Source organism: Aeromonas tecta (genome assembly GCF_000820185.1).
Classification (GTDB): Bacteria; Pseudomonadota; Gammaproteobacteria; order Enterobacterales; family Aeromonadaceae; genus Aeromonas; species Aeromonas tecta.
The window spans coordinates 353,134-377,066 of record NZ_CDCA01000020.1; the positions used below are offsets into that span (position 1 = coordinate 353,134).

The 23,933-nt window shown below is 63.3% G+C and carries 19 protein-coding genes; 5 read left to right on the top strand and 14 right to left on the bottom strand.

The features are described 5' to 3' along the window. Positions 1–70: 70 nt before the first annotated feature. From BN1137_RS06405 to BN1137_RS06445, 9 genes are all read right to left on the bottom strand, one after another. Positions 71–1,066, bottom strand: a complete 996-nt coding sequence (locus BN1137_RS06405) for an HAD family hydrolase (RefSeq protein ID WP_050717783.1) — start codon at positions 1,064–1,066, stop codon at positions 71–73. Further along, positions 1,066–2,415: a BatD family protein gene (locus BN1137_RS06410; RefSeq protein WP_050717784.1), complete on the bottom strand. Its 1,350-nt coding sequence runs from the start codon at positions 2,413–2,415 to the stop codon at positions 1,066–1,068. The genes BN1137_RS06405 and BN1137_RS06410 overlap by 1 nt, the downstream gene beginning before the upstream one ends. Next, a complete protein-coding gene (locus BN1137_RS06415) occupies positions 2,412–4,010 on the bottom strand; it encodes a vWA domain-containing protein (protein ID WP_050717785.1) in 1,599 nt (532 codons plus the stop codon). The genes BN1137_RS06410 and BN1137_RS06415 overlap by 4 nt, the downstream gene beginning before the upstream one ends. Continuing rightward, complete coding sequence (locus tag BN1137_RS06420; protein ID WP_050717786.1) at positions 4,007–4,999, bottom strand: vWA domain-containing protein; 993 nt, start codon at positions 4,997–4,999, stop codon at positions 4,007–4,009. Before BN1137_RS06420 ends, BN1137_RS06415 begins: the two co-directional genes overlap by 4 nt. After that, positions 4,986–5,489, bottom strand: a complete 504-nt coding sequence (locus BN1137_RS06425) for a DUF4381 domain-containing protein (protein WP_050717787.1) — start codon at positions 5,487–5,489, stop codon at positions 4,986–4,988. The genes BN1137_RS06420 and BN1137_RS06425 overlap by 14 nt, the downstream gene beginning before the upstream one ends. Further along, complete coding sequence (locus tag BN1137_RS06430) at positions 5,486–6,442, bottom strand: DUF58 domain-containing protein (RefSeq protein WP_050717788.1); 957 nt, start codon at positions 6,440–6,442, stop codon at positions 5,486–5,488. Before BN1137_RS06430 ends, BN1137_RS06425 begins: the two co-directional genes overlap by 4 nt. 8 nt (positions 6,443–6,450) lie before the next feature. Next, a complete protein-coding gene (locus BN1137_RS06435) occupies positions 6,451–7,428 on the bottom strand; it encodes an AAA family ATPase (RefSeq protein ID WP_332309845.1) in 978 nt (325 codons plus the stop codon). Between the two features lie 262 nt (positions 7,429–7,690). After that, on the bottom strand, positions 7,691–9,973 hold the full coding sequence (locus tag BN1137_RS06440) for a tetratricopeptide repeat protein (protein WP_083443393.1): 2,283 nt from the start codon (positions 9,971–9,973) through the stop codon (positions 7,691–7,693). A 391-nt stretch (positions 9,974–10,364) separates the two neighbouring features. Then, positions 10,365–10,886, bottom strand: coding sequence for a GNAT family N-acetyltransferase (locus BN1137_RS06445; RefSeq protein ID WP_050717789.1), 522 nt, complete (start codon positions 10,884–10,886; stop codon positions 10,365–10,367). A gap of 221 nt (positions 10,887–11,107) precedes the next feature. Here BN1137_RS06445 and BN1137_RS06450 point away from each other — a divergent pair, with 221 nt between their 5' ends. Together BN1137_RS06450 and ypfJ are read left to right on the top strand one after the other, a co-directional pair. Beyond that, positions 11,108–11,371, top strand: a complete 264-nt coding sequence (locus BN1137_RS06450; RefSeq protein WP_050717790.1) for a hypothetical protein — start codon at positions 11,108–11,110, stop codon at positions 11,369–11,371. Between the two features lie 74 nt (positions 11,372–11,445). After that, complete coding sequence (gene ypfJ, locus BN1137_RS06455; protein WP_050717791.1) at positions 11,446–12,300, top strand: KPN_02809 family neutral zinc metallopeptidase; 855 nt, start codon at positions 11,446–11,448, stop codon at positions 12,298–12,300. A 102-nt stretch (positions 12,301–12,402) separates the two neighbouring features. Here ypfJ and BN1137_RS06460 read toward each other — a convergent pair whose 3' ends face one another. After that, positions 12,403–13,101 (bottom strand): Dph6-related ATP pyrophosphatase, encoded by a 699-nt coding sequence (locus tag BN1137_RS06460; protein WP_050717792.1) that lies wholly within the window; start codon positions 13,099–13,101, stop codon positions 12,403–12,405. A gap of 154 nt (positions 13,102–13,255) precedes the next feature. Here BN1137_RS06460 and BN1137_RS06465 point away from each other — a divergent pair, with 154 nt between their 5' ends. The 3 genes from BN1137_RS06465 (at position 13,256) to BN1137_RS06475 (ending at position 15,799) form a co-directional block, all read left to right on the top strand. Beyond that, positions 13,256–14,572 carry an MFS transporter gene (locus BN1137_RS06465; protein ID WP_050717793.1) on the top strand — a complete coding sequence of 439 codons (1,317 nt, stop codon included), beginning with the start codon at positions 13,256–13,258 and terminating at the stop codon, positions 14,570–14,572. A 192-nt stretch (positions 14,573–14,764) separates the two neighbouring features. Beyond that, the gene (locus BN1137_RS06470; protein WP_050717794.1) at positions 14,765–15,481 is read left to right on the top strand and encodes a MarC family NAAT transporter; all 717 of its coding nucleotides are present in this window, start codon (positions 14,765–14,767) and stop codon (positions 15,479–15,481) included. A 114-nt stretch (positions 15,482–15,595) separates the two neighbouring features. Next, entirely contained in the window at positions 15,596–15,799 is a 204-nt protein-coding gene (locus BN1137_RS06475) for a hypothetical protein (protein WP_050717795.1), read from the top strand. A 120-nt stretch (positions 15,800–15,919) separates the two neighbouring features. Here BN1137_RS06475 and tldD read toward each other — a convergent pair whose 3' ends face one another. From tldD to rng, 4 genes are all read right to left on the bottom strand, one after another. Continuing rightward, positions 15,920–17,368: a metalloprotease TldD gene (gene tldD / locus BN1137_RS06480; protein WP_050717796.1), complete on the bottom strand. Its 1,449-nt coding sequence runs from the start codon at positions 17,366–17,368 to the stop codon at positions 15,920–15,922. A 168-nt stretch (positions 17,369–17,536) separates the two neighbouring features. After that, the gene (locus BN1137_RS06485) at positions 17,537–18,343 is read right to left on the bottom strand and encodes a carbon-nitrogen hydrolase family protein (RefSeq protein WP_050717797.1); all 807 of its coding nucleotides are present in this window, start codon (positions 18,341–18,343) and stop codon (positions 17,537–17,539) included. A gap of 146 nt (positions 18,344–18,489) precedes the next feature. Next, positions 18,490–22,386, bottom strand: a complete 3,897-nt coding sequence (locus tag BN1137_RS06490) for a YhdP family protein (protein WP_050717798.1) — start codon at positions 22,384–22,386, stop codon at positions 18,490–18,492. Then, positions 22,387–23,856, bottom strand: coding sequence for a ribonuclease G (rng, locus tag BN1137_RS06495; protein WP_050717799.1), 1,470 nt, complete (start codon positions 23,854–23,856; stop codon positions 22,387–22,389). Positions 23,857–23,933 lie beyond the last annotated feature (77 nt).

Below are 23,933 nucleotides of genomic sequence, written 5' to 3' on the forward strand. Positions count from 1 at the left end.
ACTACGTACACCGGAAGGCTCATTACAGAGCATCATGCCGGCGGATCCTGCGGTCCTTCTTCTACCTGGGTTACTCGAACGGGTAGACGCGGCGCCACTCTTTCGCCATGTCCACCACGGTCCAGTGACCCCTGCTCGCGGCATCCAGCGCCTTGTCCAGGCGCCCGATCTTGCTGTTTCTGTCGTAGGCCCACTCACGCTTGCCATCGGTGTGGTGCACCAGGCCGGCGAAGCGCTTGCCCTCCCCCGCCATGGTCCATTGCAGCATCTGCAGATCGCCATCCGAGTTGCCGAAGGCGAAGATGGGACGACGGCCTATGATGCTGTCGATGCTCTCCGGCTTACCGGGGCCATCATCGTTGTGCACCAGCACGGGGAGCCGCTGGATGGAGAGCTGACCCTTGTTATCCTCGAAGCGGCTGCCAAAGGTAGTACCGATGACCTGCTCAGGCGGTATGCCATAGACCTTTTCGGCGAAGGCGCGCATGAAGGCCACTTCACCACCGGAAACGATATAGGTCTTGAAGCCATGGACGCGCAGGTAATTGAGCAGCTCCAGCATGGGCTGGAACACCATCTCGGTGAAATGGCGCTGGCTAGTGGGGTGTTTGGCGCTCTCGAGCCAGTGACGGGCATTTTGCGTGAACTGCTCTGTGCTCATCTTGGTATGGGTGGCGGCCACTATCTGCATCAGGCCCTTCATGCCACTCGCGGCGAGTGCCTTGTGATCCCCTTCCAACGCCGCCTTGTAAGGCTGCTGCTGTTGCCACTCCGGGTGCTGGGGAGCCATCCGCTTGAGCTCGGACAGGGCGAACAGTATCTGGAAGTAGGCTGGTTGCTCGCTCCACAGGGTGCCATCATTGTCGAACACGGCGATGCGCTCGGCCGGCGGCACATAATCCTTGCCCCCTTCGGTCGTCACCGCGGTGACGAAGCCCTCGATGGCCTGGCGCGATGGCCCCTCATTCCAGGAAGGAAGGGGGTCGGCGGCGCGCGCCAGCAGTGGCAGCGTGAGCAATAGAAAGGCGCACCAGCGCAGCTGTGACAACATGTGGGTATGACGCATCATGGCTTCCTTGTCTGATTAAGAGGGGCTGGCTGGCCTTGTCCCGGATTCAATGGCTGCAAGCCATGGGGCTGGCCTGTTTGGCTATGGGGTTCGGCCATGGCCCCGTCGAGCACAGCGACGATCTGGCTGGCGGCATCTTGCCCCGGTGGCTGCTTGCTGGCGCCATAGATAAGTCTGAAAAAGGCTAGCACAGGCTCTGTGACACTCCCTGTACTTCCTTGAAACAAGGGTGATATTGCCAGCTGCCCCGTGCGCCGCCGCACCCAGAGATAGAGCCCGCCGAGCTCCATGGGGTGCTGCCTGAGCTGGGTGCGCGCAAGGTGCAAGGCATAGCCAGGAGAATTGAGTCTGGCCAGCCGGCGAGACTCTCGCCACTGCCGCGCGCGGCGCCACAGCCCGCGCAGTCGGGTGCGTACCAGCCAGACCAGCAGGATGACCAGTGCCGCTGCACTGGCGAGCATCAGCCAATGCCCGGCCAGGGTGATGCGAGCCTGTTGCCCCAGGGCGTGCAGATCCTTGCTGATAGAGAAGGGCGCCTGATAGCTGCTCGCCTGGGCCGTCAACTCGATGTCGGAAACCTTCACCACCTGCGATTGACCGCTGTTGGCATCCCACCAGGTCAGCTGGATGGCGGGCAGCCGGTATTGACCCCTTTGCTCGACCACATAGGTCGCCACGTCTTCGCGCATGCCCCCCGTGGTGGTGCCACGACCATCGTCAAGGGCCTTGACTATCGGGGTCTGCACGTAGCGCTTGAGCCCATCAACCACCGCAAAGTCCGGCACGGGCAGCAGCATGGCCTGGGCCCCATCGGCCTCGATACGCAGGCGACGGGTTACGCTGTCACCGACGCGCAGGGGCTGGTGGGAGTGCTGGATCTCCTGGGTGAAGCGCACGGCATTGGCTACCAGCTGAGGGGTCTTGCCCCCATGGGGCAAGGCCTTGGCGTTAAAGCTGAACACCGGGCTGCTGAGCTTGACTGGACCGCTGGCCTGCCCGGGCTGAAGCTGGAAGCTCAGGGCCGGGATCTCGAAGCGCTGGGCGACCTGTGGGGTGATGCGATAGGTGAAGCGCATGCCGAAGAAGGTCTTGCCATCGAGCTGCAAGGTGAGGTGACTGGCCTCGCTGCTGGGAGGGGCGACCACGGCCCCGGCCAGGCTCAGGGGGGGCAGCACGGGGGCCGCAGTGAACCAGGTATCCACCAGCAGATCCACCTCGAGTCGCAGGGTGCCGCCCACACTCACCCCATCGGCAGGCACCAGCCGGCTCTGGATGCGCACATCCGGCTCGGCGGCCAGCACCGGCAGGGAGAGGCAGAGCCACAGGATGGTGAGCAGGATCCTCATGGCGATGGCTCCTGAGTGGGTGGGCTGGTGGCATCCTGCAACAGGAACTTGCGTTTGAGGAACTGGGCCGGCGAGGTGTTGAGGTTATTGAGCCAGAGCTCATCCGAGCTGGCTTGCGGTGTCTGCTGCTGTTCTACCTTGCCGCCCTTGGAGGAGGTGTTGTCCTCCACTGTTTTATCGGCCTTCTCATCCGGGGTGCCCGCCTCTTGCTGGGCCTCGTGATCCTTTAGCAGCGCCTGGGCCAGCGCCAGGTTGGCGCTCGCCTCGGGGAACTTGGGCTGCTTCTTGAGAGCCTGCTGGTAGGCCAGGATCGCCTCCGGGAACTTGAACCGTTTCACATAGCTGTTGCCGAGGTAGAAATAGGCATTGGCCGTGTCCAGCCGCGCCAGGCTGGCCTCGGCGAGATCGTAATCGGCGGCCAGATAGGCCGAGACTCCTTTCCAGTAAGGATCGCTGAAGTGAGCCGCCGCCGCTGGGTAGTGGCCATGCTCGAAGGCCCAGCGCCCCTGCTGCGCCTGAGTAAAGAAGGCATCGACAAATGGATTGGCCTGCACCCGCGTCGGGGTTGCGGTCAGCAGCAGCGCCAGCAAGACGCCCCCCAGCCAGTGCACCTGCCAGCCCCGCCGCACGCAGCACAGGGCCAGCAACGCCAAGGGCCAGCACAGCCAGTAACCGGCATCTTTCCAGTGAAGCTGCTGATCGCTGCCTTGCGCCGCCTGGAAATGTTGCTGGGCGTGGAGCTCAATCCAGTCGAGATCGTCATCATTCAGGGTGAGGCTGCCGAGGGGGGCATCGGCGGCCTTGGCCAGCCCCTTGAGCCCCGCCTCATCGAAGCTGCCCACGACCGGGCGGCCATCCGGGCCAATCAGGGGCTGCCCCTTGGCATCGCGGATCAGGGTGCCGTCCTGGCTACCCACTGCCAACACCAGCACCTGTAGCTGGTTGCCTCTTAGACGTTTGTCGATGGCGTCAAACTGGCTAGGGTCGGCACCATCGGTCAGCAGCACCAGGGTGCCGGGTGACTGCTCGGCCGCCAACAGCTTGTGGGCTTCATCGATGACGCCGAGCACATCCTTGCCGGGGCGCGGCATCAGATCCGTGGCCAGCACCTGGACGAAGGAGTCGAGCAAGGCCGGATCCTCGGTCGCGGGCAACACCAGGTGCGCGCTGCCCGCATAGGCGATGAGGGCCGTCTTGGTGCCGGCCCGGCGCAAGATGAGATCGTGCAACTTGTGGCGAATGGCGGCGAGCCGGGTGGGCGGCACGTCGTCGGCATCCATGGAAGAGGAGAGATCCACCGCCAGGATCAGGGGGGCCCGGTTATCGAGAAAAGAGGGCGTATCCTGCTGCCAAGTTGGGCCTGCAGCAGCCAAAGCCCCAAAAATCAGCAGGACGGACAGCAGATGTATCGGATGCAGGCTGCGCTCATGGGTGGGGGTGATGACCAGAGAGGCCATCAGATGGGGCGCTATGCTGTCGCCGAGCTGGCGTATCAAGTCATGGCGGCGCAGCCAGAGCAGGGGTAACAGGGCCCCCGGCAGGATCAGCAACAACCAGAGGGGGCGCAGGAAGTGGAAGGCTGCCAGATCGATCATGAAGGCCCCTCCCCGGCTCTGGGCATGGGAGTGCGTCTGCCCAGCAGGGCGGCGGTCAGGTGACAGATCAATAGCAGCAGCAGGCCAGCCCCGAGCGGCCACCAGAACAGATCCCGTTTGGGCTGATGGCTGAGGGTCTTCACCTTGTGGGGGGTCAGCTTGTCCAGGGTGTCGTAGACGGCTTGCAGCGCCTGGCGGTCATCGGCCCTGAAGAAACGCCCGCCAGTGGTGCTGGCGATCTTCATCAGCACCTGCAGGTCGACCTTGGCCTCGCCGCTGGCCGCAGGATCGCCGATACCGATGGTGTGCACCTTGATCCCTCTGTCATGGGCCAGCTGGGCGGCATGTTCCGGGGTGATGGCGCTGCCGGTGTCGTTGCCGTCGGTCAGCAGGATCAGCACCTTGTCTCGCTCCTCGGTCTTTGCCAGCAGCTTGATGGCCAGGCCGATGGCATCCCCGAGCGCCGTATTGGGCCCCGCCATGCCGATACCGACCTCATCGAGCAGCAGCTGCAGGCTGGCGTGATCCAGGGTCAGCGGGGCCTGGGGATAGGCACCAGTGCCGAAGACAATCAGGCCGAGCCGATCATCCTTGCGCTGCTTGATAAAGTCGTGCACCGCCTCCTTCACCGCACTCAGCCGATCCGTCTGTTGTCCGTCCGGGTTGGTGTAATCCCGGGTCTCCATGGATTGGGAGATATCGATGGCCAGCATGATGTCGCGGGTGGGGGTGTCGTGGCGAATGGGCTGCTCGACCAGCACCGGACGGGCGCAGGCCGTCACCAGCAAGCACCAGACCAGCAGATTGAGAATGAGCTGCCAACGCCCACCACTCAGGCTGCGGGGGGCCAGCCCCAGAGCCTGATCCATGGCGGCGAAGAAGGGCACCCGCAAGGCGCTGCGGGCGGCGCGATATTCGGGCAGGTAGCGATAGGCCAGCCAGGGCAGCGGCAACAGGAGCAGCGCCCAGGGCGCATCAAACTGCCACATGGTGCTCTCCTATCCAGCGCCGGCTGAGACTGAGCAGCCCATCGACGCGATTGCCCGGCATGTTCAGTACCTGCTCGGATGGCGCGTAGGCGAGGATGAATAGATCGTCGGCAAATTCGGCGGGCAGCGGGAAAGGGGCGCTCTTGGCCATAAAGCCCTGCCAGGCTTCATTACCGAGCTTGGCTGCCGCAGCGCCACCCGGCATGGAGAGGGCGACGCGTTTGAGCAACACCGGGAGCTCGCGCAGGGCCGCGAGCCTGGCGCCATCGTCGCCAAGGGAATCTTGCAGCACATCGAGTCGGGCCAGCGCCTCCCGACGATAGCGGTCACGGCGCCACTGCCACCAGCGCCGCCCCCCCCACAGCAGGAGCAAGAGCAGCGCAATGAGCAGCAGCACTGCCCAGCCCCAGGTCTGGGGCAGATAGCTGACGGGGGGCGTGGGGATGGCCAGCTCCTTGAGCTGATCGATGGCGGGCACCTTGGCCGTCATCCGGCCCTCCTCGTCAAGCGGCCAAGTTCCAGGCGCAGTTGGCCGATGACCTCCTCGCCGGTGCTGACCATCATCAGCGGCACCTGGCTGCGGCGCAGCAGCTCGGCGACATCCCGCAGCCGCCCGGCGAGAAACTCCCCGAGTGGCTGCTGTACCTGCTTGCTGCCCACTTGCAGCTCCCGCTGCACCGTGCCCTGCGTGATGGTGATCCTGCCCTTGTCGGGCAGTTGCAGGGCGATGGGGTCATAGACCTGCATGGCGATGACATCGTTATGGGCGCTGAGCTGGCGCAGCAGTTGCAGCGTCTTCGCCCCGGCGCCGGCAAAGTCGCTGATGATGCAGATGAGGTGGTCGTGACCGGCGGTGGCGAGGCAGTGGCGCAACACTGTATCGAGTTGATTCTGTTGTTCGGTTTCCGGCCGGCTGGCGTGCAGCTCGTGGTTCGCCCGGATCACGGCCGCGCACAGGGCCTCGATACGGGCGCGACTGCGCTGGGGGCGAATGTGCTCGATCTTGTCGTCGCCAAACACCATGCCGCCGACTCGGTCACCGGCGTGGAAGGCTATCCAGGCCGAGAGGGAAGCCAGCTCGGCCGCCGTCACCGACTTGAAGCTGCGGCGGGAGCCGAAATACATGCTCATGCGCTGATCCACCAGCAGCAGGGTCGGGCGATCCCGCTCCTCGGTGAAGGTGCGCACGAAGGGTTTGCCATAACGCAGGGTGGCGCGGGCGTCGAGGTGGCGCAGATCATCCCCTGGGGTGTAGTTGCGCAGCTCATCGAAACTCAGGCCGCGGCCCCGCAGGCGGGAGGCGTGCGCCCCTGAGAGGATGCTGGACAGGGGTTGGCGAGAGAGAAAACTGAGCCCGCGACTGCGCTGCTCCAGCGCCATCAGCTGGGCGAGGGAGGCATACACGAAGCCATCCGGGGCGGCGAGACGCGTCTCTGTGGTCATGACGCCGCCTAGGCCGGGATGGCGACGTGGTCGAGCAGGCGATTTATGACGTCGTCCGCGCTCACCCCGTCGGCAACGGCGTCATAGGAGAGTTGCAGTCGATGGCGCAGCACCGGGTGCACCACGGCGCGCACATGATCCGGCGTGACGAAGTCGTCACCGGCCAGCCAGGCTTGCGCTCGTGCCACCCGATCCAGGCTGATACCGCCGCGCGGGCTGGCACCGATGGCGATCCAGCGGGCAAGATCGGCGTCGTAATCGGCCGGGTGACGAGTGGCATTGATGAGGGCCATCAGATAGTTGTCGATGGCCTCGGAGACATAGATGGCGGCCACCTCGCGCCTGGCCGCGAAGATCACCTCCTGGGGCAGATGATCCGGCTGTTGCTGCTCACCGGCCTGCTGTTGCTGATCCTCGCCCCGAATAAGGCGCAGGATGCGGATCTCGTCCTCCACCTTGGGATAATCCAGGTGCAGCTTCATCAGGAAGCGATCCATCTGGGCTTCCGGCAGGGGGTAGGTACCCTCCTGCTCGATGGGGTTCTGGGTCGCCAGCACCATGAACAGGGAAGACATGGGATAACTCTGGCCCGCCACCGTGATCTGGCGCTCCTCCATGGCTTCCAGCAAGGCGGCCTGCACCTTGGCCGGGGCGCGGTTGATCTCGTCGGCCAGGATGACGTTGCCAAACAGCGGGCCCTGCTGGAACTTGATCTGGCTGCCGGTAGGGGTCTGCTGCAGGATCTCGCCGCCCGTGATGTCCGAGGGCAGGAGATCCGGCGTGAACTGGATGCGGCTCATCTTGGCGTCGAGGTGAACAGCCAGCGCCTTGACGGTGCGGGTTTTGGCGAGCCCGGGAAGACTCTCCAGCAAGACATGGCCATTGGCCAGCAATCCCAGCAGCACGTGGCGAATGGTATCGGTCTGGCCAAATACCATGGCGGCGACGTTCGCCTCCAACTGGGTGATCTGTTCGCGTATCGTCACAATTCCATTCCTTGGCAAGGTGAGTCGAATGAGGGTCATAAGCCGGGCATCGCAACAGGCGATACCCCCATGACTGTCTCCCTCAAGATGATAGGCGTCGATGATTTGATGTATGAAGATTACACAATATGGTTGTTTCCAAGCGATGACAATAGACCCATTTGATTTCTTTTTTCCTTATATATGATGCATCTAGGACGCATTGTTGGTCGTCATTCGGGTCACAACAGGGGGCCATCCCCTGCTGTGACCCTTGGTGCACTCATTTGGTCCAGTAGGGCTCAATGGCCAGCAGGCGGGGATCCTGCGGGGCGGCTTTGCGCATCCGTTTGACGTAGCCGAACGCCTCATCCTGCTCGCCAGCAATGGCATGCAGATAGATGAGGGTGTAGAGCAAGTCGGGATCCTCAGGTGCCTGCTCCAGCCCGGCCCGCAAGGCGGAAAGTGCCTCGTCACGGCGATTCAGCTGGGAGAGCAGCAGCCCCTGGTTGTAGCGGATCCGCACGTTGCCCGGCAGTTCGGTGGCCGCCTTGTCCAGCCAGTTCACGGCTTCCTCCGTTTTGCCACGCTCCACCAACAGCAGCGCCAGCATATACGCGAGGTTTCCGTGATCTGAAGTGGGCATTTTATCTAGTGCGAGCCCTTCTCGTAGCAGCGTCTCTGCTTCGTCCAGCTGCTGGGTCGCACTGGCCAGGGTCACCAGGTTGACCCGGGCTGGCACGAAGTAGGGATCCATCCGCAGGGCCTGGCGATACTCGGCCATGGCCTCCTGCTGGCGACCCTGGCGCGTCAGCAGCACCGCCAGATTGAGCCGTCCTCCCGGCAGATCCGCATTGCCACGCAGGCGCCGTTCATAATCTGCGAGCTGGCGCTGGAACCCCGCCCGCTCGGCCTCGGGCAAGCGGTCCAATGGAATGTCGGCGAGGGCCCGGATGGCTTCGTCCCGTACCGCCAGGCTCGGGTCCTGCAGCAGCGGCAGCAGGTCGTCCTGCCGCGCCATGGGCGGCGTATTGACGAAACCGGAGACGGCATAGGCCCGCACCAGGGCGCTCTCATCCTTGAGGGCCAGGCGCAGGCTCGGCAGTGCAGGCAGACCGAGATCCGCCAGCTGCTCGGCCGCGGTGGCGCGCACGATGGCGGCTTTTTCCTTATCCGTCAGCAGGGCGCCGAGCAGTTCGAGGGCATTGCCCTGACCGCTGCGCACCGCCTGGAAGCTCTCGCCGTAGTGCGCGGGTCGCTGCGGTTTGTCATACCAGCTGTCGATGGCCTTGGCCGCCCACGCGGGCTGCTTGCCCTGATGACAGCTGGTGCAGGCATCCGGGCTGGCGGTCTTGGCCGCCAGATCCGGGCGCGGGATGCGCAGGCTGTGGTCGCGGCGCGGATCCACCACCATGTAGGTCTTGGTCGGCATGTGGCAATTGACGCACTGGGCCCCGGCGCTGCCCGGCTCATGATGATGGTGCGCCTTGTTGTCATACTCCTTGGCCTGCAGGCTGGGGAAGCGGCTGGTCGGCGGCTGGGGGTTGTGGCATTGCACACAGAGGGCGTTGCCCTCCAGCTTGATCTTGGTGCTATGGGGGTTATGGCAGTCGCTACACCCCACCCCGGCGGCGAACATCTTGCTCTGGGTGAAGGAGTCGAATTCGTAGACCTCGCCGTCGATCTGGCCATCGGCATGGTAGAGGGAGGTTCGCAGCGTGGTGGGCAGACTCTGATCCAGTTGCGGATGGCCCGGCATCTGGCCGGTGCCGAGCCCTTGCCTGCGGCTGTGGCAGAAGGCGCACTGCTCCACCTGCCCCTTGCTGCCGAGCGCCTTGGTGTCGACGCCGAGACCATAGTGATCATCCGGCGCCTTGGCACTGCCGCCCGCCTTGTGCTGATTGGCCCAGGTCACGTGGTTCTGGCTCGGGCCGTGGCAGGCCTGACAGCCGACGGTCTGCTCGTGCCAGCTGGTGCTGAAGCTGTCGCTCTTGTCGTCGTAACCCTTGCTCAGAGCGGTGGAGTGACAGTCGGCGCACATGGCGTTCCAGTTCTGGTAGCGACCGGTCCAGTGCAGGGGATCGCTGGTGGCAAAGCGCTGACCGGGGTAGAGGGAGAACCAGCGCTGCCCGCCTTCCCCCTTCGGGCGGCTATCCCAGGCCAGGGTCAGGGCCTGCAGGCGGCCACGGGAGTGTTCGACCAGGTATTGTTGCAGCGGGTAGTGGCCAAAGGTGTAGAGGATCTTGACGTCGGTGGGCTTGCCATCCTCTCCCTCCAGATTGGCGAAGAACGCATCCCCCTTGCGAAAGAAGCGGGCCTTGACGCCGGCCTCATCGAAGCTGGCGTCCTTGAAGTCGCCAAGCACGTTGTCCGGGGTAGCGTGGCGCATGGCCCAGGCGTGATCGGAATCCTTCCATTGGGCGACCTGGCTCTCATGGCAGTCGAGGCAGCTCGCCTCGGGGGCATAGCCGTTGGCCTCGGTGGCGAGAGCGGGAGATTGGCCTGGCTCGGCAAGGGCCGGAGCGGCGACAAACAACAGCCAGCCCCAGAGGCCGGCCAACAACATGGCCATGATCCGGCGCGGCAACCCGCGTCTACAACATCTATCCCTCACAACGTGCTCCTTGCTTGCCCGTGATATCGAGCGTTCTTGTTATCTGATGCGTGGATGGCAATACAGCATCACCGCCACAGGCCGGGATCCTTCCGGCAAGTCGTGAAAGTGGGCGTCGTCATATGACCGACGTGACTGATTCTCTTGGTTATTTAAGTATCACTACGGCGTGACTCCCTCAAGGTCTAAATGGAGACCAGCGGAAAGTGGATGCAGGAAAATGCCCATGTCTGCCAAGCAGCAAGTGGATAAAACTGCACTCAGAGCGCGTCACCCTGACTGCACCAATGCAAAGGGCCGCCAGTCACGGCAGCCCCTTTGCTATGTTTTGCGGATTACCGACTCAGACCGCGACGCTTTCCCGCTTTGGATCTTCCAGCAGCAGGCACTCCTCTTCGTCCGTCCCCAGCTTGACCAGCCGACCCTGACTCAGCCCCAGCTTGGCCAAGAGCCCAACCGAGCGCTCGTTGCCCGCCGTGACGATGGCGATCACCCGCTCGATGCCGAGGCGCTCACGCCCATCCTGCAGCGCCGCCTGCGCCGCTTCGACACCATAGCCCTGGCCACGATAGGCCGGCAGGAAGGCGTAGCCGATGTCCTCGCACGGCAGGGTATCGCGCTTGATGAGGCCGCAGATACCGATCTTGGCGCCGTCTTCCCGCCGACTGACCAGGTAGAGACCGTGCCCATGCTGGGCATAGCTGACCGCAGGCCCCTGCTGGATATAGTCTTCGGCATCGCTCAGGGTGCGTACCCCGCGATCGCCGATGTAGCGATGAAAATCGCCATCATTGAGCAACTCGAGGATAAAGGGGGCGTCGACGGTGGTTAATTCGCGCAGGGTGAGGCGCTCGGAGAGGATCATGGCAAGGGCTCTTCTTTTAGGAATTATCGGGAACAAGACAGACCACCAAGACTGCCCCCACCGCGGCCCCTTGGCAAGATCCAGCGCTCAGAAGTGGCGGCGAAGCAGCACAAAGCCGCGATAATGCCGCTCTCGGCCAGAATTTCTCCCTATCTGACACCAGCCCCGCCGCCGGTTGCGGCTATACTGCGCTCCCTAATTGCCTCATCAGGACAGATACCATGACCGAGAACACCGAATTTTTCGACGAACAAACCCTGCTGGAGATGGTGGATAACCAGCTCGCCGACGGCAACCCCTCACAGGTGAAGGCCACCCTGATGCGGCTGGTGATGACCGGCACCCCGCGGGAAGAGGCGCTGCAATACATCGCCTGCGCCCTCGGCGCCGAGCTGATGGCGATGGAAGCCGAACAGGGTCCCTTCAACCTGCCCCGCTACGTCGAGTTTCTCGACAGCCTGCCCGAGATGCCCTGGGCCGAATAAGCTTCCCTCATTAGGCAAGCTCGGCGGCCAGCCATTATCATTACTGCCACAGCCAATGACGGGAGTAAGCGGATATGCGCTGGCAAGATCGCCGTGAGAGCAACAACGTGGAAGACAGGCGCCAGGAAGGCGGTGGCAGCGGAGGCGGCGGCTTCCCCATCGGCGGCAAGGGCCGCCTGATCCTGGTCGTCGTGGTGATGGTGGCCGGTTACTACGGTGTGGATCTGAGCCCCCTGCTCAACGATCCGGCGCCGCAAACCCAGGCGCCGCGCCAGAATGTGTCTCAAACGGCCAATGATCCTCTCGCCAAGTTTACCTCTGTGATGCTCGCCTCCACCGAAGATGCCTGGAGCGAGATCTTCGCCCAGAGCGGCAGCCAGTATCAGCCACCCAAGCTGGTGCTCTATCGCGGCGCCACCCGCACCGGCTGTGGCCAGGGTCAATCGGTGATGGGTCCCTTCTACTGCCCGACGGACAGATCGGTCTACATCGATCTCTCCTTCTATCAGGACATGCGCGACAAGCTGGGGGCCGACGGTGACTTCGCCCAGGGCTACGTGGTCGCTCACGAGGTGGGTCACCACGTGCAGAACCTGCTCGGCATCGCGACCAAGGTGCGCCAGCAGCAACAAGGGCTGAGCCAGGCCGCCCAGAACAAGCTGTCGGTCAAACTCGAACTGCAGGCCGACTGCTTCGCCGGGGTCTGGGGTCACTACATGGAACGAGAAAAAGTGCTGGAGCACGGCGATCTGGAGGAGGCCCTCAACGCCGCCCAGGCCATAGGGGACGACCGCCTGCAACAGCAGGGTCAGGGCCGGGTAGTGCCGGACAGCTTCACCCACGGCAGCTCGGCCCAGCGCCTCGCCTGGTTCAAAAAAGGCTTCGACACTGGCAAGCCGGCCAGCTGCGACACCTTCGCCGCCCGCTAGCAAGATGCAGCAAGCAAAGCGCCGACCTTAGGGTCGGCGCTTTGCTATCAGGCTATCGGTGCTATGGGGCTATCGACGTTATGGCTCTAGAGGCCCGCCGGATCACGACCCGTCACTGGTCTCGCTAGAGACGCCGACCGGTAGCAGATCGGTAAAGACGAAGCCATCTCTGACCACAGTTTCCCCTGTTTTAATGGCCAAAGGCAGCATGAACATTGGTCCATCATAGGCCAGGGTGTGAAACTCGCCGTTCTCGCCACAAGGATCCACCCCATCCGGCAGGGCCGCCAGCAGCGTCTCATCGAACTCATGCCCACCCAGGCTCATATCCAGCTTCTTGGGGTCGAGGGTGCTGATCCGCGCCTTGAGCCCGGCTGCCATCATCTCCCGCGCCAACTCGGTCGTGTCGCTGCCCCACAGCGGGAACAGCGCGGTGATCCCCGCCCCCTCGAGCTGTCGCTCCCGATAGGCGCGCACATCCTCGAGGAAGAGATCGCCAAATGCCATGTGACGGATCCCCCGGGCCTGCACCGCCGCGATGAAGTCGGTCATGATGCGGGCGTAATCTTCATTGCTGCAGGGCCATGGCAGGTCGATGGTGGTCAGCGGCAGCCCCACGCACTCGGCCTGCTGCAGCAACAGCTGCTTGCGCACCCCGTGCATGGCGACCCGTTCGAACGCCTGATTGAGGGTGGTGAACAGCCCCACCACCTCGATGGCCGGATCCTGGCGCAGTCGATGCAGCGCCCAGGCACTGTCTTTACCGCTGCTCCAGGAGAGCAGCACCTTGGTCTTTGTCATAATGTCTCCGGCACTCTTGCGGCCCGACGCTGCAAGACTGTGTTGCGAATTGTGCGATTTACTTCTTGGGATGCAAAAGCATACCCTCATGGATGAGCGTGCCCCGCAAAGGATGGGGGACAATAACTAAAAAAACGATGGGAAACATAAGGATATGACCACAGTCACCGGCACTCATGATCACAATCGCCCCCTCAACCGACAGGATTACAAGACCCTGAGCCTGGCGGCCCTCGGCGGCGCCCTCGAATTCTACGACTTTATCATCTTCGTCTTCTTCGCCGTGGTCATTGGCGAGCTGTTCTTCCCGGCCGACATTCCCGAGTGGCTGCGCCAGTTCCAGACCTTCGGCATCTTCGCTGCCGGTTACCTGGCGCGCCCCCTCGGCGGCATCATCATGGCGCATTTTGGCGATCTTATCGGCCGCAAGCGCATGTTCACCCTGAGCATCCTGATGATGGCGCTGCCCACCCTGCTGATCGGCCTGCTGCCGACCTATGCCGCCCTCGGCATCGCCGCCCCGCTGCTGCTGTTGCTGCTGCGCATCCTGCAAGGGGCCGCCATCGGCGGTGAAGTGCCCGGCGCCTGGGTATTCGTGGCCGAACATGTGCCCGCCCGCCGGATCGGCCTCGCCTGTGGCACCCTCACCGCAGGGCTGACTGCCGGCATCCTGCTCGGATCCTTGGTCGCTACCGCCATCAACCGTGGCATGAGCCCCATCGAGGTGAGCGAGTGGGGCTGGCGTCTGGCCTTCGTGCTCGGCGGGGTGTTTGGCATCGTCGCCATGTACCTGCGCCGCTGGCTGCACGAGACTCCGGTCTTTGCCGAGATGCAGGCCAACAAGACCCTGGCCGCCGAGCTGCCGCTCAAGACGGTGCTGCGTGAACACAAGGGCAGCGTCATCGTCTCCATGCTGCTGACCTGGTTGCTCTCCGCCGGTATCGTGGTGGTGATCCTGATGACCCCGACCTACTTGCAGAAGGTGCATGGTATCAGCCCGACCGATGCCCTGACCGCCAACTCGCTGGCCATAGTCGCGCTCACCCTGGGCTGCATCTTCTATGGCCGACTGATCGACGCCATCGGCAGCGGCCCCACCTTCGTGTTTGGCTCCCTGCTGCTGGCAGGGGCGACCTATGCCTTCTATCACGGCCTGGCGGCAGGCATGGAACAGTTGGTGCCGCTCTATGCCCTGGCGGGCTTCGCGGTCGGCATCGTCGGCGCCGTGCCCTATGTGATGGTCAACGCCTTCCCGGCCGTGGTGCGCTTCTCCGGGCTGTCGTTCTCCTACAACGTGGCCTACGCCATCTTCGGGGGCCTGACTCCTATGCTGGTGACACTCTGGATGAAGGAGGACGTGCTGGCCCCGTCCCACTATGTAGTCAGTCTGGCTGCCTTGGGCTTCGTGCTCGGCCTGTTCTTCTGGCTTCGTAAGCGCGGTCAGCAGCAGACCCGGCCACAGACCGCCTGAATCACCCAGGCAAGGGCTATGCGAGCGGCTCAGCGTCAGCTCGTGCCGCAAGATAGCTGATTTGGACAGGAGCCCCGACTTTCGGGGCTCATCCATTCCGGCTATATTCAGCCGGGCTCCCGTAGAGTAGCCACCCTTTCAGGCCGGACCCGCGTCCGGTCCCTGTTTTTGCCAATCCTTCCGAGGTGCAAGATGTTTTTCCAGGTCGTATTCATCGCCTTGCTGGCGCTACTGCCCATGGTCAACCCCCCCACGACGGCCACCCTGCTGCTGGGGCTGAGCAAGGGGATGTCCCGCGAGCACGTGCGTCGCCAGATCAATCTGGCCGCCATCTATCTGTTTGGCACCCTCTGCGTCAGCTTCTTCATTGGATCCTCCATCCTGGATCTGTTCGGGATCTCCATTCCCGGCTTGCGGCTGGCCGGCGGCCTTATCATCGCCTTCATCGGCTTTCGCATGCTGTTCCCGGCGCCGGCTCAGGCCACCGAGAATGACATCAACCAGAGCATCGCCTTCGTGCCGCTCACCATGCCCAGCATGTGCGGGCCCGGTACCATGGCGCTGGTGATCAGTGGCGCCGCCCAGATTGCCGAGCTGCCCGCCGACTACAACCGCTTCGTCATCTATGCCGCCATGGTCACCGCCTTCGCGCTGATGAGCCTGCTCAGCTGGGGCGTACTCAAGCTGGCGGATCCGGTGTGCAAGATCCTGGGGGCCACCGGCATCGATGCCATGACCCGCATCATGGGCTTCCTGCTGGTGTGCATGGGCATGCAGTTCTGCATCAACGGCATCAAGGAAGTGGCGCAGGATCCGGTGTTCCACGGCGCGCCTGCCGCCCAGGTTCAGCACCATATCCCCGATGGCAAACACAACATCGAACCCGGGATGATTGCCCCCAAATCCTGAGCACCGCAACCAGGGGGCTTGCCGCCCAAATAGATCATTTTTTGTACAGACAAGGTTCAGCTGAGGGGGCCTAAAGTGATGTTGCCACATCAAATACCCCCAAGGAGATATGAAATGAAAGAGATGCTGACCGAGATCCGCAGCTACAGCCTGTTTCATGAATATCTGAATGTTGTCGGCGTCGCCGGCCCCACCCCGGCCCAGATTGCCCAGGAGTGGGAGTACAAGAGTGCCAATCGCCTGGTGGCCAGGATCAAGCAGGATCCTCAAGGCAAGACGCGCTACTACATAGACGCTCGCGTCATCTCGGTGAACTGACCCGAACGCAATCATTCAGCCCCGGCAACGCCCGGGGCTTTTTGTTGCCCCGTGTAACGCCCACTAAAAACCCCGGCACTGGCCGGGGTTTTTAGTGGGTAAGATGGCGAGCGAGCCGCCTTACTGGGTGCCGCCCACGGTGAGGCTGTCGAGCTTGAGGGTCGGTTGACCCACCCCGACCGGCACGCTCTGCCCCTCCTTGCCGCAGACCCCGACCCCGCGATCGAGCGCCAGATCCCGGCCCACCATGGAGACCTGGCTCATGGCCTCGGGGCCGTTGCCGATCAGGGTCGCGCCCTTGATGGGCACGGTTATCTTGCCATCCTCGATGAGATAGGCCTCGGAGGCGGAGAAGACGAACTTGCCGGAGGTGATGTCCACCTGACCGCCGCCGAAGTTGGGGGCATAGATCCCCTTCTTCACCGAGGCGATGATCTCCGCCGGATCGTACTGACCCGCCAGCATATAGGTGTTGGTCATGCGCGGCATCGGCAGGGCGGCGTAGGATTCGCGGCGACCGTTACCGGTCAGCGGCACCCCCATCAACCGGGCGTTCTGCTTGTCTTGCAGGTAGCCCTTGAGGATCCCGTTCTCGATCAACACGTTGTAACCGCCCGGCGTGCCTTCATCATCGATGGAGACGGAGCCGCGCAGACCCGGCAGGGTGCCGTCATCGACGATGGTGCAGTGCTTGGAGGCGACCTGCTCACCGATCCGACCGGCGAAGGCGGAGGAACCCTTGCGATTGAAGTCCCCCTCCAGGCCGTGGCCCACGGCTTCGTGCAGCAGCACGCCAGGCCAACCGGCACCGAGCACTACCGGCATGGTACCGGCGGGGGCGTCTATGGCCTCCAGGTTGATCAGCGCCTGACGCACGGCTTCCCGCACATAGCCAAAGGCCCGGCTCTCCAGCCCGTCCAGCTCCAGGAAATAGTCATAACCGCAGCGACCACCACCACCGGCGCTGCCACGCTCGCGCTTGTCACCCTTCTCGGCGATCACGGTCACCGACAACCGCACCAATGGGCGCACATCGGCGGCCAGAGTGCCGTCGGTGGCCGCCACCAGGATCTCTTCGTAGACGCCGCTGATGGAGGCCATCACCTGATTGATGGCGGGATCCAGACTGCGGGCAAACTTGTCCATCTGCTCAAGCAGGGCGATCTTCTGATGCTTGTCGAGGGTCTGCAGCGGATCCATGGCCGGATAGAGCAGGTTGGCCGAAGTTCTGGCCCAGGCCTTCACCTTGCCCTGCGCCCCGGCTGCAGCGATGCCCCGGGCGGCAGTGACCGACTGCTGCAACGCCAGCAGGCTCAGCTCATCGGAGTAGGCAAAGCCGGTCTTCTCGCCACTGACGGCGCGCACACCCACCCCCTGGTCGATGTTGTAGCTGCCATCCTTGACGATGCCGTCTTCCAGCATCCAGGACTCGTGCCAGCTGCGCTGGAAATAGAGGTCGCCGAACTCCACCTGATGGCTCATCAGGCTGCCGAGCAGCTGTTGCAGGCGCCCTTCGTCAAGATCGTTCGGGGCCAACAGAGAGGCACTAACCTGGCTCAATAGACTCAATCTTTCTCTCCAATCTCAACATGAGATGTCGTAACGGTTAATTCGTGCGGGTCGCAAGCACCCCGACCCCCAGGTTCGATGAGCGCAGCGCCATCGGATGTCCAATACGCCATTGGGCTCGCTGTGGTCCGATGATGCCGCTGCGCGACAAATCGAGCCTGCGAATACTCAAAGCAGCCGGGCGTGATTCATCACCGGCATGGTGCGCTTCAATTCGTCGATAAGCCCGGCATCCATCTTCGCCAGCACGGTCGCGGTGCCGCCGGGCTGGCAGGCCAGCACCCGCCCCCAGGGATCGATCACCATGCTGTGGCCCCAGGTCTGGCGCCCCGTCTCGTGGGTGCCGCCCTGGTTGGCCGCCACCACATAACACTGGTTCTCGATGGCGCGGGCCCGTAGCAGCGGCTCCCAGTGTGCCTCGCCGGTCACCGCCGTGAAGGCCGCCGGCACCAGCAACACCCGAGCACCGGATTGCGCCAGCTGGCGATAGAGCTCGGGGAAGCGCAAATCATAACAGATAGAGAGGCCGAGGGGACCAAAGGGGGAGTCTACCAGCACAGGTTCATGGCCCGGACTGAAGGTCTCCGACTCCCGATAGCGGCCATGATTGTCGGCCACGTCCACATCGAACAGGTGGATCTTGTGATAGTGGCCCTTGAGATCCCCGCTCGGATCGAACACCAGCGAGCTGGTGTGGATATGTTCCGAACCGGCAATGGCGGTGGGCATGGCGCCAGCCACCAGCCAGATCCCATGGGCTTTGGCCCATTCCGCCAGCTGTTGCTGGATTGGGCCATCGCCAAGGGTCTCGGCGCCGTCCAAATAGCCCTGCCGCTCGCCAAACAGGGCGAAGTTTTCCGGCAGCAACGCCAGCAACGGCCGCTCTGCTGGCAGGGCGGCAAGCTCGGCCTCGATCTGTGCCTTGTTGTCCTGCCAATGACGGCCAGAAATCAGTTGTATAGCGGCTAACCACATGACTCGCTCCTTGTCGCGGGGCACGCCGTCGGATGCGGGGTGCATCCCGGCTTGCTGGGTAGTACGCACTATGAAAGGTTTTGGCGCAGGGGGAAAGCGGGTCTTGAGTCGCTCGCCATGCCGATGAAGAGATCCGGCATGCTCCGTCAGCGCTGGCCGCTTCCCTGATGTTTGGGATTGAGCAGGAAGGGGGTGACCTCCTCGGCGGGCAGGCTGGGCGCCACCGCGTCCACCGCCTGCTTCTGCTGCTGGTTCAGCTTGATGCGAGCCCGGTCTCGACCCGCCTCGATCAGTTTGGGATCGTTGATCGGGCCCGAGACCCGAAAATCGATGCGGGTCACCACGTCCACCACAGGCTCTAGCAGCTTGGAGAGCGCCAGCACATAGAGCCCGGTGATCGGCGTGATGGAGAAGGCCGCCACCACCGGCAGGGTGCCTCCCAGGTTCGGGGAGAAGCTCAGATCGTAATCCAGGTGCCAGCGCACCAGATCGGCGATGCCCTCGCCGCGCAGGTTGCCCGCAGCCCCCTTCATGTAGAAGTCGTTGTTTTCCACCACACCTTGCTTGACCTTGGCCGAGGCGGACATGGATTCAAAATAGAAGCCCTTGTCGAACACATCGCGAAAATCGAGGCGCAGCTTGCGCAGCAGCGAATCCAGGCTGAGCAGGGAGAGCAGGCGGGCCCCCTTGTCGTTGACCTCACGCAGCGTGCCCCCTTCCAGCTGATAGTCGGCGCTGCCCGTCAGGGTGGGCAGGTCCAGCCGATAGGGCACGTCACGCCAGTTCAGATCCAGCGCCAACTTGCCCGGCGCATCGCCGATGGGAGAGGTGAAACCGAGTCGCTTGAGCAGCAGCTCGCTATTCTGGGTGTCGAGCTTGGCATGGGCGCGAGTCTGCATCTGGCCGGATTGCGCCAGCCACTCGGCACTGCCTTTCAGGGTGCTGCCGGCCAGCCGGATCTCCAGCCCTTTGAGCGCCAGCTGATTCATACCGGGCACCAGCTCCCCTTTCAGCTCGCCGAGCGGCAGGGTGCCGAAGCGACAATCCACACAGCTGAAGGTTAGCCAGGGAATGGTGTCCATAATGGCCTTGTCCTGCCTGGCATCGGGTTCGGGGCTGAGATCCGAGCCCTTGCCGGACCAATGGATACGGGCAAACTTGGCATCGATGGGCTGCTTGTCGGTGACGGGAATGCGCACCACCCCCATCACATCCGGGCTGTCGATCATCACTTCGGTAGCCTGGCGTACCGGCCCCACGGTGAAGTGCACCGCCCTGATGTTGGCGCTGCCGATGTCGGCCCGAGCCAGCTGACCATCCACCCACCACTCTTGTGGCAGGAAGGCGGGGCCCACCACCGCATTGCCGCTCGGAGCCGAGTCTGGCAACCACAGCTTGAGCCGCGCTAGCCAGCCGGCCACATCCGCCTGCTGCTGGTTGATGGCGAGCAGCATCGGCTTGTCTTGCAGCACACGGGCGCCGGGTTGACCGACGTCGACCCGCACCCGACTCAAGTAAGGGGCGCCCTCGCCATAGACCAGCTTGCTCTGCATATCCACATCGGCGCCCAGCACCCCGCGAATGTCGGCGCTGCCGTCGCGGCCACGCACCGTGACCTTGAGAGGCAGCTGGCTGTCGGCACCCTTGGCAAGGGGGCTCGGCAAGTCCAGTCCCATCCCTTGCAGGTTGGAGTTCAGCGCCAGCTGGAAGCTGAAGGGGCTGTTTTCCGGCAGGGTCAGCCCCAGGGTGCCGGTCCAGTTGCTGCGGCCCTTGAGCATGTCGAGGGCAGGAATGTCGCGGCGCTGACGGCTGCTGTCCCACAACCCCTTGAATTTGAGGTCAACCTGATAGCGATCCGGTAGCTGCTTGCCCTGATAATCCAGAGTCAGCGGCTGGTTCCACAGGCTGGCCTTGAGGTTACTGAAGCGCGTGTGTTCGTTGTCATACTCGAGCCTGCCCTCGACGCTCTCCAGCGGCATGTCCAGGGTGGCTATCCTGACCTTGTTGTTATGGAAGCTGGCATCGCCGTTGGCCTTGACCTCACCCTTGCCATCGAGGGGAATGTCGAGCTTGACCGTGCCCTTCATCGGGCCGCGGATCTCGATCTCCCGCAGCGCCTGGCCTACCGAGCCTCCCAGAGGAGAGTCCTGCAGATAGTCGCTGATGGCCTTGCCCTCGCCCGCGACCTTGGCATCCACATAGAGATGGGCACCAGGGTAGAGATCCGGGATCCAGGCATGCACCGAGTCGGAGCTAGCCTTGCCGAGCCGGGTCGAGCGGCTGTTCATGTCCAGGCTCGCGTTCTGGAACAGCAGGTCTATCTGCAAGTCGGTGAGCGGTTGCCAACCGGGGAAGAACTGGAAGGTCGCCTTCTCGAGCGGCACAGCTACCTGGAAGATGCCTTTGCCGTTGGCATAAGGGAAGTCTCTGAACTCGCCGTACCAGAGCAGATCGGCGCTCGATGCCTGGCCCCCCTTGATCGCGCCACTCAGGTAGTCCACCAGGCCATCGCTCATCACCGCAAGCGGGTAGTAACGATCCGCATGAGCCGCCGTCTTGACGTCGATCCGGCCGGTCAGGGCGAGGAAGGGGTGCTCGAACAGATCGAGCCGGAAGCGGCTGGCGAGGTGCAAGTCCGAGTTATCCAACAGGATGTCCTGGCCGTAGAGCACCCAGCCTTCCGGTGCCTTCCACCAATCGAGCCGCGCCCCTAGGCTGTTGACCGGGATCGGTACCTTGAAGTGACGGGCCGGATCCACCTTGCCCTTACCCAGAGTAAGCCGGGCGCTGCCGCCCTGCGGGGTCAACCAGAATTCGGCGTCGAGGTTCTGCAACCCCGGCACATCCCGCCAGGCCTTCATCCCGAATCCAAGCAGGTGCCCGCTGAGGGAGAGCCCCTGCCAGTTCGCATCCGCTTGCAGGATCAGATCCTGCAACTTGCCCTTGGGCTGGGTGCGTTTGAGTGTCTCGGTCAGCTTGGGGTAGAGACCCGATACCAGCTGGCTCAGGCTGACGACCTGCTGGATGTCGATGGCAGGCACATAGCCCAGGATGCGCTCCCCCACTCGCTCGAGCTGGAGCCGGCTTTGCAGCCAGGTCGAGCCGTCGAGCTTGAAGACCACATCATGACTGGCGAGCTGCCACTCCTCTCCTTCCCGTCGCAGCTGGATCTTGCCGCCGCGCAGATCGAGCCGGTGTGGATCCCCCTTGACCTCGTCCTTCCAGATCAGGTGACTGTTGCCAAAGGCCAACAAGGAATCGCCCAGCTGACCGTTGGCAAACTCGCTCCACAACTGGAAATCGAGCTGCCCCGTCACCTTGGGTTCGCCGGCATGGATCCTGGCCAGCATGGGGCTGATGTCGAGCTCGCTGGCCCCCAGATAGAGCTGCCCCTTGAGGCGATCGAGCCGCGCGGCGGGCGCATCCACGTCCAGGATGAGATCGATGGTGCTCTCGCCCACCCCGTTGATGAGATAAGCCTTGCCCACGCCCTGGTGGCGTTTGCCGCGGTTCTGCCAGCGCAGCTGAGCGATGTTGAGGGCACGTACCTCTCCCAGCGCGGTAGTGATGCTCAGGCGAGTGTCGTGAATATCGAAGGTGGAGAGCTGGGTCAGCAGGAAACGCAGCAGGGCTTCCTGCTGGTTCGGACTCTTCTCGTCGTGCGGGGCGGCGGGCTGCGCCAGATCCAGGGCGATATCACCGTCGCTCAACAGCAGCTGGCCGAACACCGGCCGCCACTCATTGACCGAGCGCCAGAAGTCGAGGTGAGCCCAGACCTTGCCAAGGCGCAGGGAGAAACGCCCCGAATCGGGAGCGATCGCCAGCCCTTGCAGCTCGAGAGCCGGGCCGCGCCGGGTCCAGTCCAGGCCGACGTGGTCGACGCTGATCTCCAGCTGGCTGTTGCCCAGCAAGGAGGCTATCAACGCCTGTCGATGCTGGTTGAGCATGGGGCCGCCAAGACGTACTAGGCTGACCAAAATGGCCAGCAGCACGAAGAAGACCCCGAGGGCTAACCAGCCCCGACTCAACCAGCGGTAGACCAATTACATCATCACCACATCGAATTGTTCCTGCCCACAGAGCGGTTCGGTCACCACCCTGACCTGCTTGCCGATGAAGACTTCCAGCTCGGCCAGGCTATGAGACTCCTCGCCCCGCAGGTAATCGGCCACCGAGGGCGCCGCATAGACGGTGAACTGATCCGCATCGTAGGCGCGGTTAACGCGGATGATCTCCCGCAGGATCTCGAAGCAGACCGACTCCACCGTCTTGACCCGGCCACGGCCCTTGCACTCTGGGCACTCGGAGCAGAGCACGTGCTCCAGGCTCTCGCGGGTACGTTTGCGGGTCATCTCTACCAGGCCGAGCTGGGAGAAGCCGTTGACGTTGGTCTTGGCTCTGTCCTTGGCCAGCGCCAGCTCCAGGCTGTGCAGCACCCGGCGGCGGTGATCCTCGGACTGCATGTCGATGAAGTCGATGATGATGATGCCACCGAGGTTGCGCAGCCGCAGATGGCGCGCGATGGCGGCGGTGGCCTCGACGTTGGTGTTGAAGATGGTCTCTTCCAGATTGCGGTGGCCGACGAAGGCGCCGGTGTTGATGTCCACCGTGGTCATGGCTTCGGTCTGGTCGATGATGAGGTAGCCGCCGGATTTCAGCTCCACCTTGCGCTCAAGCGCGCGCTGGATCTCGTTCTCCACGTCGTAGAGATCGAAGATGGGCGACTCGCCGGAGTAGTATTCCAGCTTGTTGGCGAGCTCAGGCACATACTCCCCGGTGAAGTGGGCGAGCAACTCGAAGCTCTGACGGGAATCGACCCGGATCTTGTCGAGTTCGGCGCCGACGAAGTCGCGCACCACCCGAAACGCCAGGCTGGGATCCTCATAGAGGATCTTGCAGGGCGGGTATTTGTGCTTGCGCTCCAGGATCTTGCGCCACAGCCGCTTCAAGAAGGCAGCATCCTGCTCCAGCTCCTGTTCACCCACCCCTTCGGCGGCGGTGCGGATGATGTAACCGCCGAGATCATCCACGTAGCCAGCCACGGTGCGCTTGAGGCGCTCACGCTCGGCTTCCGATTCGATACGCTGGGAGACGCCCACATGGGCGCTGCCCGGCATAAATACCAGATAACGCGACGGCAAGGTGATGTCGGTGGTGAGACGGGCACCCTTGGTACCCAGCGGATCTTTCACCACCTGCACCATGATGTCCTGCCCCTGGCGCACCAGCTCGGCGATATTGCCGGCCTGGAACTGTTCCTTCTCCTTGATCGCCACACATTCGGTGTGCGGCACTATGTCGGAGGCGTGCAGGAAGGCGGCCTTGTCCATGCCGATGTCGACGAAGGCGGCCTGCATACCGGGCAATACCCGGCTGATCTTGCCCTTGTAAATGTTGCCCACGATGCCGCGCTTGGCCTGACGCTCTACATGCACTTCCTGCAGCAGACCGTTTTCGACCAGGGCGACCCGGGTTTCAGAAGGGGTGACGTTCACCAGCAGTTCTACTGACATAAGTTACCTTGCCTTTCTAGTTTTAAATTCTGGCTGCCGTCTATCGGCTTGGCGCGCGCCACAGTGGTAAGTATCAG

Coding starts and splice junctions, on each gene's coding strand:
- BN1137_RS06405 (WP_050717783.1), bottom strand. CDS start 1,066: ATGCGTCATACCCACATGTTGTCACAGCTGCGCTGGTGCGCCTTTCTA.
- BN1137_RS06410 (WP_050717784.1), bottom strand. CDS start 2,415: ATGAGGATCCTGCTCACCATCCTGTGGCTCTGCCTCTCCCTGCCGGTG.
- BN1137_RS06415 (WP_050717785.1), bottom strand. CDS start 4,010: ATGATCGATCTGGCAGCCTTCCACTTCCTGCGCCCCCTCTGGTTGTTG.
- BN1137_RS06420 (WP_050717786.1), bottom strand. CDS start 4,999: ATGTGGCAGTTTGATGCGCCCTGGGCGCTGCTCCTGTTGCCGCTGCCC.
- BN1137_RS06425 (WP_050717787.1), bottom strand. CDS start 5,489: ATGACGGCCAAGGTGCCCGCCATCGATCAGCTCAAGGAGCTGGCCATC.
- BN1137_RS06430 (WP_050717788.1), bottom strand. CDS start 6,442: ATGACCACAGAGACGCGTCTCGCCGCCCCGGATGGCTTCGTGTATGCC.
- BN1137_RS06440 (WP_083443393.1), bottom strand. CDS start 9,973: ATGTTGTTGGCCGGCCTCTGGGGCTGGCTGTTGTTTGTCGCCGCTCCG.
- BN1137_RS06445 (WP_050717789.1), bottom strand. CDS start 10,886: ATGATCCTCTCCGAGCGCCTCACCCTGCGCGAATTAACCACCGTCGAC.
- BN1137_RS06450 (WP_050717790.1), top strand. CDS start 11,108: ATGACCGAGAACACCGAATTTTTCGACGAACAAACCCTGCTGGAGATG.
- ypfJ (WP_050717791.1), top strand. CDS start 11,446: ATGCGCTGGCAAGATCGCCGTGAGAGCAACAACGTGGAAGACAGGCGC.
- BN1137_RS06460 (WP_050717792.1), bottom strand. CDS start 13,101: ATGACAAAGACCAAGGTGCTGCTCTCCTGGAGCAGCGGTAAAGACAGT.
- BN1137_RS06465 (WP_050717793.1), top strand. CDS start 13,256: ATGACCACAGTCACCGGCACTCATGATCACAATCGCCCCCTCAACCGA.
- BN1137_RS06470 (WP_050717794.1), top strand. CDS start 14,765: ATGTTTTTCCAGGTCGTATTCATCGCCTTGCTGGCGCTACTGCCCATG.
- BN1137_RS06475 (WP_050717795.1), top strand. CDS start 15,596: ATGAAAGAGATGCTGACCGAGATCCGCAGCTACAGCCTGTTTCATGAA.
- BN1137_RS06485 (WP_050717797.1), bottom strand. CDS start 18,343: ATGTGGTTAGCCGCTATACAACTGATTTCTGGCCGTCATTGGCAGGAC.
- rng (WP_050717799.1), bottom strand. CDS start 23,856: ATGTCAGTAGAACTGCTGGTGAACGTCACCCCTTCTGAAACCCGGGTC.